14 protein-coding genes are annotated in these 15,602 nt (G+C 41.3%); 3 read left to right on the top strand and 11 right to left on the bottom strand.

The window, feature by feature from the left end; genetic code table 11:
- Window positions 1-26: 26 nt before the first annotated feature.
- The 7 genes from efp to gatC form a co-directional block, all read right to left on the bottom strand.
- Window positions 27-587 (bottom strand): elongation factor P, encoded by a 561-nt coding sequence (gene efp, locus QM887_RS06275; protein ID WP_000568646.1) that lies wholly within the window; start codon window positions 585-587, stop codon window positions 27-29.
- 80 nt (window positions 588-667) lie between these two features.
- Complete coding sequence (locus QM887_RS06270; protein WP_414271007.1) at window positions 668-1,795, bottom strand: SPFH domain-containing protein; 1,128 nt, start codon at window positions 1,793-1,795, stop codon at window positions 668-670.
- A gap of 9 nt (window positions 1,796-1,804) precedes the next feature.
- Window positions 1,805-2,761 carry a TIM44-like domain-containing protein gene (locus tag QM887_RS06265; protein ID WP_414271006.1) on the bottom strand — a complete coding sequence of 319 codons (957 nt, stop codon included), beginning with the start codon at window positions 2,759-2,761 and terminating at the stop codon, window positions 1,805-1,807.
- Between the two features lie 50 nt (window positions 2,762-2,811).
- On the bottom strand, window positions 2,812-3,204 hold the full coding sequence (locus QM887_RS06260) for a hypothetical protein (protein ID WP_414271005.1): 393 nt from the start codon (window positions 3,202-3,204) through the stop codon (window positions 2,812-2,814).
- Window positions 3,205-3,256: 52 nt separating this feature from the next.
- Entirely contained in the window at window positions 3,257-4,702 is a 1,446-nt protein-coding gene (gene gatB, locus QM887_RS06255; protein WP_414271004.1) for an Asp-tRNA(Asn)/Glu-tRNA(Gln) amidotransferase subunit GatB, read from the bottom strand.
- Window positions 4,702-6,168: an Asp-tRNA(Asn)/Glu-tRNA(Gln) amidotransferase subunit GatA gene (gene gatA, locus QM887_RS06250; protein WP_414271003.1), complete on the bottom strand. Its 1,467-nt coding sequence runs from the start codon at window positions 6,166-6,168 to the stop codon at window positions 4,702-4,704. Before gatA ends, gatB begins: the two co-directional genes overlap by 1 nt.
- Window positions 6,168-6,470: an Asp-tRNA(Asn)/Glu-tRNA(Gln) amidotransferase subunit GatC gene (gene gatC, locus QM887_RS06245; RefSeq protein WP_004251926.1), complete on the bottom strand. Its 303-nt coding sequence runs from the start codon at window positions 6,468-6,470 to the stop codon at window positions 6,168-6,170. The genes gatA and gatC overlap by 1 nt, the downstream gene beginning before the upstream one ends.
- A 212-nt stretch (window positions 6,471-6,682) precedes the next feature.
- On the opposite strand from gatC, the gene QM887_RS06240 reads away from it, so the two are divergent.
- The 3 genes from QM887_RS06240 to QM887_RS06230 all read left to right on the top strand — a co-directional run bounded on the left by QM887_RS06240 (window position 6,683) and on the right by QM887_RS06230 (window position 9,835).
- Window positions 6,683-7,357, top strand: a complete 675-nt coding sequence (locus QM887_RS06240) for a TIGR02206 family membrane protein (RefSeq protein WP_414271002.1) — start codon at window positions 6,683-6,685, stop codon at window positions 7,355-7,357.
- Between the two features lie 34 nt (window positions 7,358-7,391).
- Window positions 7,392-8,084, top strand: a complete 693-nt coding sequence (locus QM887_RS06235; RefSeq protein ID WP_414271001.1) for a TIGR02206 family membrane protein — start codon at window positions 7,392-7,394, stop codon at window positions 8,082-8,084.
- Between the two features lie 206 nt (window positions 8,085-8,290).
- Window positions 8,291-9,835, top strand: a complete 1,545-nt coding sequence (locus QM887_RS06230) for a peptide chain release factor 3 (RefSeq protein ID WP_414271000.1) — start codon at window positions 8,291-8,293, stop codon at window positions 9,833-9,835.
- Between the two features lie 449 nt (window positions 9,836-10,284).
- On the opposite strand, the gene QM887_RS06225 is transcribed toward QM887_RS06230, so the two are convergent.
- The 4 genes from QM887_RS06225 to argF all read right to left on the bottom strand — a co-directional run bounded on the left by QM887_RS06225 (window position 10,285) and on the right by argF (window position 15,587).
- Complete coding sequence (locus QM887_RS06225; protein ID WP_414270999.1) at window positions 10,285-11,613, bottom strand: dipeptidase; 1,329 nt, start codon at window positions 11,611-11,613, stop codon at window positions 10,285-10,287.
- Between the two features lie 17 nt (window positions 11,614-11,630).
- Window positions 11,631-13,139, bottom strand: a complete 1,509-nt coding sequence (locus tag QM887_RS06220) for a YfcC family protein (protein WP_414270998.1) — start codon at window positions 13,137-13,139, stop codon at window positions 11,631-11,633.
- Between the two features lie 94 nt (window positions 13,140-13,233).
- Window positions 13,234-14,181: a carbamate kinase gene (gene arcC, locus QM887_RS06215; RefSeq protein ID WP_414270997.1), complete on the bottom strand. Its 948-nt coding sequence runs from the start codon at window positions 14,179-14,181 to the stop codon at window positions 13,234-13,236.
- A 389-nt stretch (window positions 14,182-14,570) separates the two neighbouring features.
- The gene (gene argF, locus QM887_RS06210; RefSeq protein WP_075229985.1) at window positions 14,571-15,587 is read right to left on the bottom strand and encodes an ornithine carbamoyltransferase; all 1,017 of its coding nucleotides are present in this window, start codon (window positions 15,585-15,587) and stop codon (window positions 14,571-14,573) included.
- Window positions 15,588-15,602 lie beyond the last annotated feature (15 nt).

Below are 15,602 nucleotides of genomic sequence, written 5' to 3'. Positions count from 1 at the left end.
AATGACCTCTTTCTAGTTTCTAGAGATTAGGCGCGAGAAACGTAAGTTCCTTCTGCAGTGTTGATAATCAATTTTTGACCTGCTTCGATGAAGTCTGGAACGTTTACGACAAGACCAGTTTCCATTGTTGCTGGTTTACCAGAACCTGTAACAGTAGCACCTTTGATAGATGGTTGTGTTTCAGCAACTGTCAATTCAACAGTAGTTGGTACAGTTACACCGATTACTTCAGTTCCGTAGAATTGGATTTTTACATCTGAGTTTTCAAGGATGTAAAGCAATTCGTTTTCAACATTCACAACAGGAATTTCGTATTGGTCGTAAGTTTCTGTGTTCATGAAGTAAGCTGTGTCGTCCATTTTGTACAAGTATTGAGCTGGAACTGTTTCGATAATCGCTTGCTCAAATTTTTCTTCTGGGCGGTAGCTTGTTTCAAATGTTGAACCAGTACGGACATCACGCAATTTCATACGCATGATAGTGTTTCCTTTACCTGGTTTGTGGTGGCTAGCTTCCAAAACGCGGATCAATTTTCCTTCTGCTGTTTCAAAGGTCATACCAGCCTTTAGTTTACTTGCTTCAATCATGTTTTTACCTCTTTAATAAATAGTTTACTCTTTATTGTACCATAAAACGCAGTAATTCTCAAATATCAGATTAGCTTGAATTAGTTGACAGGTACGATATTTCCTTCTTCATCTTTGGTTACGAGAACATACTTACCGTCTACCTCGATGTAAAAGTTCTTGCTTGCAGTTTGCCCGTTATTTTGAACAGGAGCTTGAGTTTTGGCTTGTTGGTTGAGTTGACCGCCAAGTGTTTGTCCTAGATTCATTCCCATAATCATGTTCATACCATTGCCATTGCCTTCGTTGTTAGCAGCAGCGATGAGAGCTTCATTACGAGCACGACGTTCTTCAATCTCAATCGTATTGTACTTCATAGCGACAAGTTCGCTATCAAGCTTACGGACAATATCTAAGCTTTCTTGATCATAGCTCAAATCTTCAAGTAGGATGTTGGTTGTTTCAATCCCATAAAGTCCAGTCCATACCTTATTAACCTCTTGTTTTGCCAGCTCATTAAAAGTATCTTGATTGGCATTAAGGCTATAGATATCAACTCGGTTTTCATTTGTAAATTTGGCGATTGCAATAGCAATTTTAGGAGAGATATTTTGTCTGAGAGTTCCCTGAGCGATATCTTTCAAGGTAAATGCTCTATGATCTTCAATTTGTTGACTGATGGAGCTGACATAAAATAGGACTGGATCAGCAACTTTGATATCAAACAAGCCGTAGAAACGAATATTGAGCAATTGTTGGTAACGTTCACTGAAGTATTCTACAGCATTCTGTGTACCGAATTTATTACCGGCAACGGGTTGCATACGGATAAAGATGATTTCTTGTTGGGTAATGACTTGACCACCAAAAGAGAAGCGGTTTTTGAAATTTTCCCAAGTCCCCTTTATACCACCCTTTTCAAGAAGCCAGGCATTATCTCCAGAACGCCATTCGTAGCTACCAGCTTCTAAGACATCACCAAGGAAGGTTCCGTTGTTGACAAGAACAGCTACATAACCTTGTGGGACAATGACCACAGAACCGTCTGTTAAAAGTCCGGTATTCTGGTTGCTTTGTCTAGAGGTGCCATCTGGATCTTTTGTAAGGAGTTGTCCTTTAATGGCCAAAGCATCAGCTGTTAGGTTGTTTGGAAGAACAATAGCTTCTTTAAATTTGCTATCGTTGAAACTATTAAGCCCTGAAGATAGGGCAGCACGAATAAATCCCATAATTTCCTCCTAATTATAAAGTTCGTCTTCATCCACGACATCGTAGGTATCGAGTACCCATTGGTTTGGACTACGTGTTAGATCAGCATCACAATAGTCACATTTACTGATAGCTGAGATTTTCAATGGTGCACCACAGTTTGGACAGTGGTCACTAATGGCTTTATCATTGATATTTAGCTCAGTTTGACTTCCGTGTTTACGGATAAAGTTCATTTGATAGACTGTAAACAAGTCCTCTTGAGGATTACCTTCGATAACACGTTTGCTTTGGTCTTCAATGACATAGTCTCTGAGTGTAGATGATAGGATAACAACAAGGGTATCATTTCCATCATGATTTTCATAGAAATCTTTAATGCGGATATTTTCAACATAGACTTTTTCTAAAACATTGGTTGTTTTTGCCCGAATATGATCTTCGAGTTGTGTACTATGTTGGGAATAGAGACTAGTACTTTCGAGAGAGCGAACCAAATTCCAATCCTTTTTAGTCCAGGCTGCCTGCAACTGAATATAGACCTCTTTAACCCATGAAGCGAAGGCATCAGCATCAAAGTTTGGATCGCCATATTTGATACGACTAACAGCTAGTGTGTTGTGTTCTACTCGACGATGGCTAGGTGGATTATATCCAGTTGAACTACCGTAAGACTTGCCAGAAGATGAATTCTGGTCGCTTAGATATTTGATGAACATGTAGAGTAAGAAACCTCCAACACCAAACATGATAAGCATGTTCATACCAGTACCTAAAGAACCACCTGAACTAGAGGAGCTACTTCCAGAGCGATAGCTACTTTTATAAGAGGAGCTGCGACTTGAGCTACTGCGGCTGCTACTTCTTGAACTGCTTCGGCTAGAGCTACCACTTCGCGAATGGCCAACGCCAGCATCAATTGAGTTAAATGGTGTGAAGAAGAACAACAATAAACAAGTGGCGAGAAGAGTATATAACTTTTTCATATGTCTCCTAACTATGTGAGTACAAAAATAGTTTTTGCTAAATTTTATGTCTATAAAGAGTTTTGGAGTTTTATAGTTTTATTTTCAATAAACCATCCTATAATCCAACCAAATACGAGTATATAATTCTCGATAGCACCAATTGCATTAACAGGAGAATGATATTCAATAAAATTTAACAAATGATTTGTTCCTATTCCTATACCACCAATAATGAGGGCAAGAAGGGCAATTCGCAGGTAAAACCAATCGTACTTAATATTAACGGCAAGAATAATAATTAAGACAGCTAGATTCCAAATTCCAATTTCTCTTTGCCATCCTGCAGAAAAACCGTAACCAGAATGCTCTCCCATATATGATGGGAGAAAGATTTGTAGAATAGAAGCACCCAACATGGCGATAATAACTAAAATAAATAGTACTCGTAAAAATTTGTTCATTTATTCTCCTTATTCTATTTTTTAGTAGAAAAGGCTATTAACGAAAGTATATTTACTTGTTCTCTTTCAGCTTAGCCAATTCTTGGGCAAGGAGTTTAAGGGCAACCTGTGGGTTGGCTTGTCCTTTGGTTGCTTTCATAAGGAATCCAGTAAATGCTTTGTCTGCATTGCGTTTGCCTGACTTGAAGTCGGCAACTGCGGCTTCGTTATCCGCAAAGACTTGGTGGATGATTGGAATCAAGATTTCTGGATCTGAGATTTGAACCATGCCTGCTTTTTCAACGTATTCACGAGCTCCACCGCCATTTTTAGCTAGATGGACAAAGACTTTCTTGGCAATCTTAGATGAAATCGTGCCGTCTTCGATGATGGCAATCATTTCAACCAAGTTTTCTGGTGTCAATTCGATTTGTTCCAGTGTCTTACCTTCGGCGTTCAAGAATTGAGCGACTTCACCTTGGAGCCAGTTAGAGACTTGTTTGGCATCACCACCGAGGGCAACAGCTTTCTCAAAGAAGTCAGAAGTGACCTTGTTCGCCGTCAACTGGCTAGCATCGTAGTCTGACAAGCCAAGATCAGATACATAGCGCGCACGGCGTTCTTTTGGAAACTCTGGCAATTCAGTACGCATTTCTTCAATCCACTCATCAGAGATTTCAAAGAGTGGTAGGTCTGGCTCTGGGAAGTAGCGGTAGTCTGCAGCCCCTTCCTTGACACGCATGAGGATAGTAGCTTTATTAGCTTCATCGTAACGACGTGTTTCTTGGCGGATTTGACCACCTGAGCGTAGGATTTCAGCCTGGCGTTGGACTTCGTATTCAAGCCCCTTACGCACGTTTGAGAAGGAGTTGAGGTTTTTCAACTCTGTCTTGGTACCGAATTTCTCTTGACCATAAGGACGAAGAGAAATGTTGGCATCTACACGCATAGAACCTTCTTCCATCTTAACGTCAGAGATACCAGCATACTGGATCACTTCCTTAAGAGCTGTTAGATAAGCATAAGCTTCTTCTGGTGAACGCATGTCTGCTTCAGATACAATCTCAATCAATGGCACCCCTTGACGGTTGAGGTCAACATAAGAGTAACCATCTGTTCCGTGTGTGTTTTTACCTGCATCTTCTTCCAAGTGTGCACGTTCAATACCGATTTTCTTGGTCGTACCGTCTTCTAGCTCCACTTCAATCCATCCATTGTAACCGATTGGTTCATCAAATTGAGAGATTTGGTAGGCTTTGGGATTATCAGGGTAGAAGTAGTTCTTGCGGTCAAAGTGCATCTTCTTATGGATGTCCATGTTGAGGGCAAGAGCTGCCTTGATGCCGGCATCGACAACACCCTTATTGAGAACTGGCAGAACTCCTGGGAAAGACCAGTCAATCACATTTGTGTTGGCATTTTGGTCATTTCCGAAGTGGGCAGAAGTAGGTGAGAAGATTTTTGAATTGGTGTTGAGCTCTACGTGGACTTCAAGTCCAATGACTGTTTCAAAGTTCATTAGTTATCACCTCCAAAAATCACGGGTTGTTGTTTGTGGTAGTCTGTTGTTGCTTCAAAAGCAGCAGCAGCTTGGTAGATAGTCTCTTCTGAGTATTTAGGACCAATCAATTGGAGTCCTACTGGTAGACCTTGGACAAAACCTGCAGGAATAGAAATACCTGGTAGACCAGCCAAGTTGACAGGAATAGTCAAGAGGTCAGCCAAGTACATAGCAACTGGATCATGGTTGAGCGAATCCAAGTCATAGGCAACGCTTGGAGCTGTTGGACCAAGGATGAGATCGTAATCTGCAAAGACTTTTTCGAAATCTTGTATAATGAGGGTACGGACTTGTCCAGCTTTCTTGTAGTAGGCATCATAGTAACCTGATGAAAGACTGAAAGTACCAAGCATGATACGGCGTTTCACCTCTTCACCGAAACCTTGGCTACGGCTGTTTACATAGATTTCATCAAGATTAGTTGCATCTTCTGCACGGTAGCCATAACGGATACCATCAAAGCGTTGCAAGTTTGAAGAAGCTTCTGAAGAAGCAATGATGTAGTAGACTGCCACACCGTATTTAGAGTGAGGAAGGCTGACTTCTTCGACGATAGCACCAAGTTTTTCAAAGTGCTTAGCGGCTTTGAGGATGGTTTCCTTAACTTCTGGGTCAATCCCTTCGCCAAGATATTCTTTAGGCAAAGCGATTTTCATGTCCTTGATGTCTTGGCCGATTTTTGAAGTAAAGTCAGCAATGCGGACAGGAGCAGAAGTAGAGTCTTTAGCATCTTCGCTGGCAATAGCATTGAGCAAGAGGGCATTTTCCTTAACAGTCGGAGCAAAAGGTCCAATCTGGTCTAGCGAGCTACCGAAGGCAATGAGACCGAAACGTGAAACTGTTCCGTAAGTTGGTTTTAGACCAACAATCCCGTTAAAGGTAGCAGGTTGGCGGATAGAACCACCAGTATCAGAACCAAGTGATAAACGGACTTGTCCAGAAGCTACAGCTGCAGCTGAACCACTTGATGATCCACCAGGAACCTTGCTGTGGTCCCAAGCATTTTTAGTAGCACCGTAGTAAGAAGTCTCACCTGATCCACCCATGGCAAACTCGTCCATGTTGGTTTTCCCAACAACAATCATGCCCTTGGCTTTTGCATTGGCAACAGCTGTTGCATCAAATATTGGTTCGTAGTTATAAAGCATTTTTGAGGCTGCAGTTGTGAGGATGCCGTCTGTAGAGATATTATCCTTAACAGCTAGCGGAATTCCTGAAAGGATATTGTCAGCGTCAATTCCAGCTTCATCAATAGCTTTGGATTGAGCAAGAGCCTGCTCCTCAGCGATGGTAACAAAAGCATTGATAGCTGTCTCGCGAGACTTGATATCTTCAAGTGTTGCTTGGGTTAATTCTGTTGCAGAAATTTCCTTAGATACAAGGAGGTTGTGCAACTCTTCAATCGTTTTATTGTTAAAAGTCATTAGGCATCTCCTCCATCATCCAGGATAGCTGGTACCTTGATATAGTAGTTATCTTTTTCAGGTACATTTTTAAATAAGCGATCACGGTCAGTTCCTTCTTCGGCTACGTCTGGGCGAAGAACGGTCTTACGATCTGCCATGGTAGTCGTTGGTTCAACACCAGTAGTGTCGACTTCACCGAGCAATTCGACCATATCAACAATCTTAGACAAGGTTGTCGCAAACTCAGCAGTTTCTTCTTCTGAGAATTTTAATTTTGAAAGATTGGCAACGTGAGTTACCTCTTCTTGCGTAATTTTCATCGGGTATCCTTTCGTGAAATGATGATTATTTATCTGTTCTATTTTACCATATTTTCCTATAAATAAGGTGAGCTAAGCTAAAAAGAAACAGAAATTGAAAAAAGGTTTTTAATTCGATATAATGGTTGAAATTAGAGGAAAGACTAAGAGTCGTTTTAAGTTGGAAAACGAGTTGGATGATTGATCAAATGAAAATACATTAGGGGTGAAACATGACACTTTGGGATTTACTTTTTACCAGTAAAAAAACAGTCCCTCCACACTTGGGGCCATGGTACATTTTGTTGCCGATTTCTCTGCTAGTTATAACAGTTTTATCAATTCGCTATGCAAACTCTAAACCTTATCGAGATTTTTGGTATTGGGGTCAATTGATTCAATTGCTGATTATCAACGCTTGGTATATTGCTGCACGTCTGCCCTTGTCTGAGGCTCTCCCTTTTTACCACAGTCGTATGGCTATGTGGATGATTCTTTTTGCCCCTAATAAGACCTTTTTCAATCAATATTTTGCCTTAGTGGGAGTTTTTGGTTCGATCATGGCCTTGGTTTATCCAGTCTTTTATCCTTTTCCTTTTCCTCATGTTTCGTCTGTGAACAATGTTTTCGGACACTGGGCCCTCTTAGCAAATTGCTTGATTTATCTTGTCAGATACTATCAAGTTGAAAATAGGGATATTTGGAAGATTTGCCAGATGACCTTTGGCGTCAATGCTATTATCTTTCTAGCTAATCTTGCAACAGGAGGGAATTATGGCTTCATGAGCAAGCCTCCTGTGATTGGGGATCATGGCGGTTTGGTTAATTATTTGATAGTAACTAGTTTGATGACAGGTATTCTCATCCTTATCAATCAACTCGTCAAATATAAACATAATAATAGTTAGCGAACAAATGAATTAATTATTTTAAGGAGATTTTATGCATCATTTTATTACAAGAACCCAAACCACACCACCGCCTATTCCGATTTTTTGGTACGGTGTCATGATAGGCCTTCTTGCCTTGTCTATTTATGCTTCTCTTACTTACTACAAAAATCCCAAATTTGTTCGATTATTTAAGTTGATTCAAATAGCGCAACTGCTAGCTCTTTACACTTGGTATATTGGTTTTAGCATTCCATTTTCAAATAGTCTGCCTCTTTACCATTGCCGTTTGGCTATGTTCGCTGTTGTATTCTTGCCAGACAAATGGAAAACCAAGCAGTATTTTGCCCTTATGGGAGCTAGTGGAGCAGTATTTGCCTTGGGCTATCCGGTTTTTGATCCTTATGACTTTCCACATATTACCAGTTTTTCATTCCTGATTGGACATTATGCTCTCCTGGTAAATTCACTTGTCTATCTCATGAATCACTACGATAAGACTCTGCTTAAAAAGTATCGCATTATCGCCTACACTTTTATTCTTAATCTTTTCCTAGTTGGAGTCAATCAAGTGACAGGTGGGAATTACGGGCTTTTGAATACTACGCCTTTTATCCCAGATGCTCCTATTTGGATCAAGTATCTTCTGGTTTCAATCATTCTATCTGCAACTCTAGTGCTCTTTGATATTTTGTTTAAAAAACGTTGGGAAAAGAAAATTGCTCTAGAAACGATTCATCTGTGAAGCGATATTACGAGTGATAGATATAAATAATCAACAAAAAAATCTGAAGAGCAGGTCTAGTATCTTGACCTGCTTTTCTTTTATAAGCGATTGAAAAACTCTCTAAAATCCGATATAATGGAGTGTTGAAAGGAATGTTAGGGTCCGATGTAATAAAGAGTGATTATAAATTGAAATAATTAAAAAAATTAGAAAGAAAGAGAAATATGACTATTCAAGAAGAAATTAAGAAACGCCGTACCTTTGCTATCATCTCTCACCCGGACGCGGGTAAAACGACTATTACAGAGCAATTGCTCTACTTTGGGGGAGAGATTCGTGAGGCAGGTACTGTAAAAGGGAAGAAAACAGGAAACTTTGCTAAGTCAGACTGGATGGATATCGAGAAACAACGTGGGATTTCGGTAACCTCATCTGTCATGCAGTTTGACTATGATGGCAAGCGCGTCAACATTCTAGATACTCCAGGGCACGAGGACTTCTCAGAGGATACCTATCGTACCTTGATGGCGGTGGATGCTGCGGTCATGGTCGTGGACTCTGCCAAGGGTATCGAGGCCCAAACTAAGAAATTGTTTGAGGTTGTTAAACACCGCGGGATTCCAGTCTTTACCTTTATGAACAAGCTGGACCGTGACGGTCGCGAGCCACTAGACCTCTTGCAAGAATTGGAAGAAGTATTGGGCATCGCAAGTTACCCAATGAACTGGCCGATCGGGATGGGGAAAGCCTTTGAAGGACTTTATGATCTTTATAACCAACGTTTGGAACTCTACAAAGGGGATGAACGTTTTGCCAGCCTAGAAGATGGCGATAAACTCTTTGCTAGCAACCCTTTCTATGAGCAAGTGAAAGATGATATTGAGCTTTTGAATGAAGCAGGAAATGAATTCTCAGAGGAAGCCATTCTTGCAGGTGATTTGACACCAGTCTTCTTTGGCTCGGCCTTGACTAATTTTGGGGTGCAGACCTTCCTTGAAACTTTCCTTAAGTTTGCTCCAGAACCTCATGGACACAAGAAAACAGACGGTGAACTTGTCGACCCTTATGATAAGGATTTCTCAGGTTTTGTCTTTAAAATTCAAGCCAACATGGACCCTCGACACCGTGACCGTATCGCATTTGTTCGTATTGTATCGGGTGAATTTGAGCGTGGAATGAGTGTCAATCTCCCTCGTACTGGTAAGGGAGCTAAACTTTCTAATGTCACCCAATTTATGGCCGAAAGTCGTGAGAATGTCACCAATGCCGTAGCTGGAGATATCATCGGGGTTTATGATACAGGTACCTACCAGGTTGGAGATACGCTGACTGTTGGCAAAAACAAGTTTGAGTTTGAACCACTACCAACCTTTACCCCTGAAATCTTCATGAAAGTTTCTGCTAAGAACGTTATGAAGCAAAAATCCTTCCACAAAGGCATGGAACAGTTGGTACAAGAAGGAGCCGTCCAGCTTTATAAGAATTACCAAACAGGTGAGTACATGCTAGGTGCTGTTGGACAACTCCAGTTCGAAGTCTTTAAACACCGTATGGAAGGCGAGTATAACGCAGAAGTCGTCATGACTCCAATGGGTAAAAAGACAGTTCGTTGGATTAAACCAGAAGATTTAGATGAACGTATGTCTTCAAGTCGAAACATCTTGGCTAAAGACCGCTTTGACCAACCTGTCTTCCTTTTCGAAAATGACTTTGCTCTCCGCTGGTTTGCGGACAAGTATCCAGATGTAGAGTTGGAAGAAAAGATGTAACTCAGTACCAACAATTGGAACTGAAGTTCCTAATTGTTGGACGCTAGCCGCTATTTTGCGGCCTAGCTAACTGCCTTACTAACTCATCGGCGAAAAATAATCGTTTTCGCCTCTTCGTATCGTAACATTTACGAGTGGTCTAGCTGACTGTCTCACTAACTACGTTTAGCAAATAGAATCGATTTAAAAAACTCCGTGTCGTAATCTAATAAGCACTAACCGCTAAGACAGTTTACTTAAACGCTTCACTAGGCAAAGTCCACGAATAGTTTCGATTCGTGGACTTTTTCGCGTTTTCGTGTCGTAGTAAAAGAGTATCTGAGTTGGTAACTTATCTTAAAACTATTGCAAAAAGCCAAGAAAATCCCTTCCTTGGCTTTTGTTGTAGCTTGCTATTTAGAATTTTCCTAAAACTCCGTCCCGATTTGGGACGGAGTTTAGGAGGTCTTTTAGGTCGCTAATCGGTAAACAGCTTCAGCATAGATATCCATAGCATGATAGAGATCATCTAAGATAGCATATTCATTTGCTTGGTGTTCTGTTTGCTCTCTTCCTGGGAAGAGGGCGCCAAAAGCGACACAGTTTGGCATGGTACGTGCAAAGGTTGCACCGCCAGATGATAGAGCGGGACTCTTGTCACCAGTTTTTTCTTCATAAACCTGCATGAGAGTAGTGACGAGTGTGCTATCTCTTGCAACGTAAAGTGGTGCCAGGTAGTCAAATTCTTGGTAGCTAAGTTGGTAAGATTTTGCACACTCTATCAGCTGATGAACAAGGGCATCCTTGTCTGCAAGGACTGGGATTCGGATATCAATTCGAATCTCAGAACTTTCGGGAGTAATGGTTAAGGCGGCCACATTAAAGGATAAATGTCCAGAAGGCTGGTCGCTGATATCACCAAAGATTCCTTTTCCTTGACCATCTTGACCAACTTCTTTGGCAAGAAATGTCAGTGCAGGATGGGATTGAATGGAATCAAGCACGGTGGCTAGTCGAATGACTGCATTAATCCCTTGGCTAGCATCCTTGGCATGCTTAGATAGTCCTAGAACAGTAAGGTTCTGGTCATTTTGTTGATAATCGTAGCCAGCAAATATGAGGCCTGCCTGGATCTGATCCATAAGTGGTCCTTGATAGGTTGCCTTATCAGGAACGACATTGAAAGCTCCACCTATATCTAAGGCGAGTTGTTCTGATCCAGGTCCATGAAGTTTGACCTGAAGGAGTCCTTTTTCTGCATAGGTTAATGGGAACGATGAATCAGGAGCAAATCCCATGCTGGCTTGTTCTTCAATGGCATTATATCTTGACATACAACGCCAAAGTGTTTCTTCATCAGTGCCAAATATGAACCGAACCCGTTTTTTGAATTGAATTCCTTGGTCAAGCAGGCTTTTGACTGCGTAAAGGGCTGCAAGAGAAGGTCCTTTATCATCCTGAGAACCCCGACCATAAACCCGCCCATCTCTGATACTAGCTTCAAATGGAGGAGTTTCCCAGTCTGTCAAATCGCCTGCAGGAACTACATCTAGGTGGCAGAGGATGGCAAGGAGATCCCCCTCACCAACTTCTGCATACCCATAATATCCTTGAGGATCAAGGTAGGTTTTAAAACCAAGTTCTTGACATAAGTCCAGCGTTTTTTTCAGGACATCTTGAATTGCTTGACCAAAGGGTGTGCCATTTTCACCTTCATTGAGAACAGAAGGATAAGAGATGATTGTTTTCAAACTTTGAAGAAAATCCTCTTTGATTGATTCTGTAATATAGGATTTCATCCATATTTCCCTCTTTATTATAAGAATGGCACAAAGGTACCTAAGATAAGAAGTAGAATACTTGCAACGACAATGACGATGACGAGTTTTCCAACAAACTTCCACCAAGTTCCAAGGCTGACACGACCAAGAGCAAGAGCACCCATAACAATACCTGAAGTAGGAGTCACAAGGTTAAGGACACCAGATGCAGATTGGTAGGCAGTGACGATAAGGCTTGCTTTAACATTGACGAACTCTCCAAGAGGAGCCATGATACCCATAGTTGCACTAGCAAGACCAGATGAAGAAGGAATGAGGAAGGACATAGGTAGGTAGAAGATATAGGTCAATACGATGAAGATTTGAGGAGAAAGACCTTGAAGGCCAACTTCACCCCAATGTAGGATGGTTGCAGTAATCATACCATCGTTCATGATAACTTGGATACCACGAGCAACCGCACAAATCAAGGCAACTGAAAGCAAATCTGCAGCACCAGTTAAGAAGGTTGAGACAATCTTGCTTTCTTTGAGACCATAGACAACACCGATCAAAATCCCCATAACAGCAAAGAGCATAGCGCCTTCTGGGAAGTACCAGCTACCAAATGGTTGAGCAGATGAACCGATAACTCCTCCAATTACAGGAAGGCCGATTAACCAATTCTTGAAGTCTTCAAATACAGTAACATGCAAATCAACCCAAGGGATGAAACTTGCAATCATAATGATAAAGGTTAATACAAACAAAGCGAGGACATGTTTTTGTTTCTTGCTCAAAGTAGATGGTGCATCATCGTTTTCTGAAACATTAAAGTGTTTGATATCTTCTTCGCGTTGAGCGTAAACGAGTGATTTAGTAGGATCTTTTTGAATCTTTTCTGCATAACGATAGACAAAGTAAGTGCTGATACCTGTCATTACAAACCAGAAGATAACACGGAGAATAACCCCATCCATAGAAGAGATTCCTGCAGTATCAGAGGCGATAACAGTAGCAAATGGATTCAATGTAGATGCCAAACAACCAACTTGAGAACCTAGTAAGATGATGGCTACGGCAGTGATACTGTCAAAACCAACTGCCATCATTACAGGGACAAGAAGGGGATAGAAGGCCATGGTTTCTTCCCCCATACCATAGGTAGTTCCTCCAAGTGCGAAGAGGGGCATGAGGATGAGAATCAACATTTTTTCGCGGCCCTTGTATTTTTTAACGATGGAGGCAATTCCTACATCGAGTGTACCAGTAGCGTTTACGACACCAAGGAAACCTCCGACCATAAGGATAAAGAAGGCAACGTCGATTGCTGCGCTAGTTGGTTTGTGACCGAGCATGGCACGAATTGGGGCCATAAAGACATCGTAAATCCCTTGAGGATTAGAGTCAACAGTTTGATAGGTACCTGCGATGAGGTTACCTGCTTCATTGGTATCATACTTACCTGCAGGAATGACCCAGGTCAAAAATGCCATAATGGCAATGATGATGATCAAAACAGTGTATGATGAAGGCATTTGAAACCTTTTTTTATTTTCACTCATTTGTTTTTCCTCCTAAACTATGTCACACAGTATAAAAACGAATGATGGTGGCAAGAGTGCTGACTAAACTTTCTTGTAAAGTATCACTAAGATGCTAATCTTTAACGATGATTGTTCCGCTATCAGATTCAATCAAGGCTCCCAAATTGCTGAGGGAAGTGATGACGGCTTTTCCTGCTGGACGATTGGTTACAAAATCAATGGCAGCTTGGATTTTTGGTAGCATACTACCAGGAGCAAATTGCCCCTCTTGGATGTATTCTTGGAGTTGGCTAACAGTTACCTGCTCCAATTTTTCTTGATTTGGTTTGTTATAGTTGACATAAGCATAATCTACGCCAGTCAAAACGATAAAGAGATCGGCTTCAACCAGTTCTGCCAAGCGCTGAGATGCAAAGTCCTTATCGATAACGGCTTCTACCCCTGATAGGTAACCGTTTTCATTTTCAATTACAGGAATACCTCCACCGCCTGCAGCGATAACAACTTGACCTGCGTTTAGCAATGCTCGGATACTATCGATTTCTTTGATGTGAATAGGTTTTGGCGAAGCAACTACTTTACGCCAACCGCGACCTGCATCTTCTTTGAAGGTAGCACCAGTTCTTTCACTTTCTGCTTTGGCATCTTCTTCTGAGTAGAAAGGACCGATTGGTTTGCTTGGGTTAAGAAATGCAGGATCATCTTTGTCTACGACTACTTGAGTTACAACAGATGCAACAGGTTTTTCCAATTTCAAATCAAGCAAAGCATTATCTAAAGCATTTTGGAGCCAAAAACCGATACTACCTTCAGTCATGGCTACGAGTGAGTCTAGAGGGAAGGCTGGATTTTTTTCGGAATCGGCTGCTAGATGTTGGAGAAGCAAGTTACCGACTTGCGGTCCATTTCCGTGTGTGATGATGAGTTCATCACCGTTTTGGATTAGTTTTACCAGATGGCGAGCTGTTTCAGCTAGAGCTGCTTCTTGGGCTTGAGCAGATGGATCGGTAGAGAGAATAGCATTCCCTCCAAGAGCGACAACAATTTTACGATGTGACATGAGCGCTCCTTTCTTTGAGATAGGCTAAAACCAAGATTTGGTTAAATGATTGGATTTGGTAGTTGAGAAAGAAGGCTTTCTACAAACGAGCAGAGTTGGAATTCTAGACATATAAATAACTGGGGAGGCAGTTAATTTTTTGTTATGAGGTTTGGGTTGAATGTTAAGCTAGTAGCTTGAATGTGACTGGTTTCAAATTCCAACTCAGTTCTCGTTTCTACTACAAAAAGGGACTGGACTAAAACACTAGTCTCAGCCCCTAAGCTGTTTGTTAATACTCTTCGAAAATCAAATTCAAACCACGTCAGCTTCGCCTTGCCGTACTCAAGTACAGCCTGCGGCTCGCTTCCTAGTTTGCTCTTTGATTTTCATTGAGTATAAAGTTATTATTACACTTTAGGAATATAGAGATTTCCTAGTGTAGCGGCCATGACGGCTTTGATAGTGTGCATACGGTTTTCTGCTTGGTCGAAGTGACGAGCATACTTGCTGCGGAAGACTTCATCTGTTACTTCCATTTCTTCGACACCGAATTTTTCAGCAACGTCTTTACCATAAACAGTGTGAGTATCATGGAAGGCTGGCAAGCAGTGTAGGAAGATCAAGTTTTCATTATTTGCTTTCTTAACGAGGTCCATATTGACTTGGTAAGGTTTAAGCATAGCTACGCGTTCTGCGAATTTATCTTCTTCACCCATAGATACCCAAACGTCGGTGTAAAGAACATCTGCCCCTTTAACGGCTTCATCAGCATCTTCAGTGATCAGAACATGAGCGCCACTTTCTTTAGCAAATCCTTCAGCCAATTCAACGATTTCTTTTTCTGGGAAGAGTTCTTTTGGTGAGAAGATGTGGACATTGACACCAAGGATAGCTCCTGTTACAAGAAGACTGTTGGCAACGTTGTTACGTCCATCACCACAGTAAACCAAGGTCAATCCTTCAAGGCGTCCGAAGTTTTCTTGTACTGTCAAATAGTCAGCAAGCATTTGAGTTGGGTGCCATTCGTCAGTTAGACCATTCCATACTGGAACACCTGAGAATTCAGCCAATTCTTCAACCATACGTTGGCTGAAACCGCGAAACTCGATACCATCAAACATACGTCCCAAAACTTTTGCTGTATCTTCAGTAGATTCTTTCTTACCTAGTTGGATATCATTGGCACCTAAATATTCTGGGTGTGCTCCAAGATCGATTGCAGCAGTTGTAAAGGCTGCGCGTGTACGAGTAGAAGTTTTTTCAAATAAAAGAGCAATATTTTTACCTGCTAGGTAGTGGTGCTCAATGTTGCGTTTTTTGAGGTCTTTCAAATGAGCGGAAAGGCCAATCAAATATTCGAGCTCGGCACGGGTAAAATCTTTTTCAGCTAGAAAACTTCTTCCTTGAAATACTGAATGTGTCATTCTATAAATCCTTTT

The sequence above is a fragment of the Streptococcus infantis genome, from assembly GCF_047460875.1.
Lineage (GTDB): Bacteria > Bacillota > Bacilli > Lactobacillales > Streptococcaceae > Streptococcus > Streptococcus infantis_AA.
This window is presented reverse-complemented; position numbering and strand designations above follow the sequence as displayed.

Coding starts and splice junctions, on each gene's coding strand:
- QM887_RS06225 (WP_414270999.1), bottom strand. CDS start 11,613: ATGAAATCCTATATTACAGAATCAATCAAAGAGGATTTTCTTCAAAGT.
- argF (WP_075229985.1), bottom strand. CDS start 15,587: ATGACACATTCAGTATTTCAAGGAAGAAGTTTTCTAGCTGAAAAAGAT.
- gatC (WP_004251926.1), bottom strand. CDS start 6,470: ATGAAAATTACGCAAGAAGAGGTAACTCACGTTGCCAATCTTTCAAAA.
- gatB (WP_414271004.1), bottom strand. CDS start 4,702: ATGAACTTTGAAACAGTCATTGGACTTGAAGTCCACGTAGAGCTCAAC.
- gatA (WP_414271003.1), bottom strand. CDS start 6,168: ATGACTTTTAACAATAAAACGATTGAAGAGTTGCACAACCTCCTTGTA.
- QM887_RS06235 (WP_414271001.1), top strand. CDS start 7,392: ATGCATCATTTTATTACAAGAACCCAAACCACACCACCGCCTATTCCG.
- arcC (WP_414270997.1), bottom strand. CDS start 14,181: ATGTCACATCGTAAAATTGTTGTCGCTCTTGGAGGGAATGCTATTCTC.
- QM887_RS06240 (WP_414271002.1), top strand. CDS start 6,683: ATGACACTTTGGGATTTACTTTTTACCAGTAAAAAAACAGTCCCTCCA.
- QM887_RS06260 (WP_414271005.1), bottom strand. CDS start 3,204: ATGAACAAATTTTTACGAGTACTATTTATTTTAGTTATTATCGCCATG.
- QM887_RS06265 (WP_414271006.1), bottom strand. CDS start 2,761: ATGAAAAAGTTATATACTCTTCTCGCCACTTGTTTATTGTTGTTCTTC.
- efp (WP_000568646.1), bottom strand. CDS start 587: ATGATTGAAGCAAGTAAACTAAAGGCTGGTATGACCTTTGAAACAGCA.
- QM887_RS06220 (WP_414270998.1), bottom strand. CDS start 13,139: ATGAGTGAAAATAAAAAAAGGTTTCAAATGCCTTCATCATACACTGTT.
- QM887_RS06230 (WP_414271000.1), top strand. CDS start 8,291: ATGACTATTCAAGAAGAAATTAAGAAACGCCGTACCTTTGCTATCATC.
- QM887_RS06270 (WP_414271007.1), bottom strand. CDS start 1,795: ATGGGATTTATTCGTGCTGCCCTATCTTCAGGGCTTAATAGTTTCAAC.